The organism is Protofrankia sp. CiP1_Cm_nod3, assembly GCF_982290655.1.
Genome location: NZ_CEVIVD010000047.1, coordinates 32,491 through 34,813 on the forward strand (window position 1 = coordinate 32,491; position 2,323 = coordinate 34,813).

The following is a 2,323-nucleotide window of genomic DNA, read 5'->3' on the forward strand; positions in this document are numbered from 1 at the left end:
CCCTCGGCCCGGCCCGCGGCCCGCCCGTCCTCGCCGACCTCGCCGACCTCGCCGACCTCGCCGACCTCGCCGACCTCGCCGACCTCCGACCTCCGACCTCGCCGACCTCGGCCGCCATGGGCGCGTCCGCCCATGAGCCAGCCCGTCATCGGCTCGTACCGGCTGCCGACACGCGCGAACGCGCACCGGAACGTATGAAACACACACGCATGAAACGCATACGTGTGAAACGTATAGGTGCGGACGACCGGAATCCCGATACCGATATCCTCCCATCCGCCTCGCGGGCGCCGCCACCCACCCCGCCTTTTGCCCGCGCGTACCGCCGCTGGCCGCCGCCTTTCCAAACCGGCGGCCAGCGGCATGAAACACCAGCTCGGACCAGGCGCCCGTGGTTCCGCGACCAGCGGTTGTCCCAACAATCGCCGCGGTTGCAACGACCGTCCGGGACGCTCGAGAAGAAAGCTGCGACCAAGGCCGGTTTTTCTCCCCGACAACGCCCCTCCCGCCGGGACCGCGCTCCTCGGGATCGCGTCGCCACCGTGGCGTCGGCCCGGTGGCACCGACCGCCCCGCGGCGCCGGCCGTTGCCTCCTCCGGAAGCCCACACGGCGGAGGCTGTAGGTGGAAACCATCACCGCGGCGACGGTTTCCACCTACAGCTTCCGCGTCCGTAGGTGGAAACCGTTGTTACAGCAGCGTTTTCCACCTACGCATTCCGCTGTTACAGGTTCTCGAAGAGGAGCAGGACAAGATCCGGACTGCCGTCACCGCCCACGAGGAGCTGGATGTTCTGGCCCTTCCCCTCGAAGGTGAGCTTCGTCCTGCCGTCCGAGCCGCCCTGCTGCAGGAACTTGTAACCGGCGGCGGGCAGCGCCTGCCGGTAGAACTGGAGTGCTGCGGCCGGTGTCACGCCTTGTAGCGATATCGTCGCGTGCTGAGGCTTGGACACCGAGACCGTGGGGACAGCGCCCCTGGGGAACGGGAAGCCCGCGGAGACGACCGTTCCCTTCAGGGCCGCCACACCCGCCGTCGCGGTCGTGGCGGCCTGAGGAGCCGCCGTACCCGCCGCCGCGGGAGGCGTGCGCGACGGCAGCGCCAGATCGGTCGGCAGATCGGTCGGCAGATCAACCGGCGCGATGCTCCGCACGGCCTCGACCGCTGTCGCCGGCCCACCCGCCACGGAGGACGGCGACGTGGATCCGCCACACGCGCCGAGCAGAAGTGCCAGGCCCGCACCGGCTCCGGCCGTCACGGTGCGAGCGGTACGAAGCCGCGATGTTCCCACGTGGCCCGTCACAGGCGCCAAACGCATTAGATCCCCCACTCTCTGATTCCCCACGCACGGATGCGCCGCCCGTGCATCCCCCACATGTCGGCCCGCGGAACCCGTGGCCCTCGCCTCGGCCGACGCCGCCAAAGCTACGACCTGCCCGACGTGCCGGACACGGTGGGGGGAAGACGGACAGGCCGGGCCGCTGGAGAGACAGCCGGGCATTCCGCCAGGAGAACGAGCAGATCACTTCCGCGGACGGGCGGACGGGCGGACGGGCGGGCGGCGGGCTTCCGGCCGCGCCTGCCCGAGCAGGCGACACGAGGGGCCGCTTACTCGGGCGGGCAGGCCTGTCCGTCAGAAGGGCGGGTGATAGAGCCGCTGGCCCAGCGGCGCGAGGGTGAGGAACGGTGCGGCGAGCGTGCAGCCGAGGGCCGCGGCGGCCGCGTCGACGCCGTCCAGCTGGTCGCGCACGGCGTCCCAGGGGGCGTCGCTCATCACGCCGGCCACCGGCAGCGGGCAGGCCGCCAGCACCCAGCCGCGGTCGACCACGACGAAACCACCGCCCATCCCCTCCAGCGCCCGGGCGGCCGTCATCATGTCGTGGTCGCCGGCCCCGATGATGGCCAGGTCGCCGGGTGCCACACTCGTGGTCATCCCGATCGCCCCCTGGCGCAGGCCGATCCCGCGGATGAACCCGGCCCGTGTCCCGGCGGGGCGGTCCCGATGCACACGGCAGGTGACAAGAGCCACCTTCAGCAGGTCGCGTTCCGGATCCGCCCCGGGGCAGCCAGTAGCGCCGTCGACGGTAGCCGGCCGCACCACGACGCTTTCAACATACGGATAGTCATCCTGCGTGATACGCAGCTCGGCCGCGTTCACGCCCCGACCGGCGGTACCGACGGGCGCCGCCGGTACCGTGAACGACCCGCCGTGCAGCCCGGAGGGCAGTGACAGCCGTTCCCGGGCCCAGGCGGGGACGACGTCGAGGTTGTCGAACAGCGGGCGGCCCCGCTCCGCGGCCAGCCGGCCACCGGAGAGCACGACCTCC

2 protein-coding genes are annotated in these 2,323 nt (G+C 71.8%); both read right to left on the reverse strand.

Features of this window, described 5'->3' with window-relative positions:
* Positions 1–723: 723 nt before the first annotated feature.
* Complete coding sequence (locus tag AC5LUJ_RS11535; protein ID WP_493464921.1) at positions 724–1,149, reverse strand: hypothetical protein; 426 nt, start codon at positions 1,147–1,149, stop codon at positions 724–726.
* A gap of 480 nt (positions 1,150–1,629) precedes the next feature.
* On the reverse strand, positions 1,630–2,323 hold a 694-nt coding region (locus tag AC5LUJ_RS11540), incomplete at its 5' end, for an adenine deaminase C-terminal domain-containing protein (protein ID WP_493464922.1).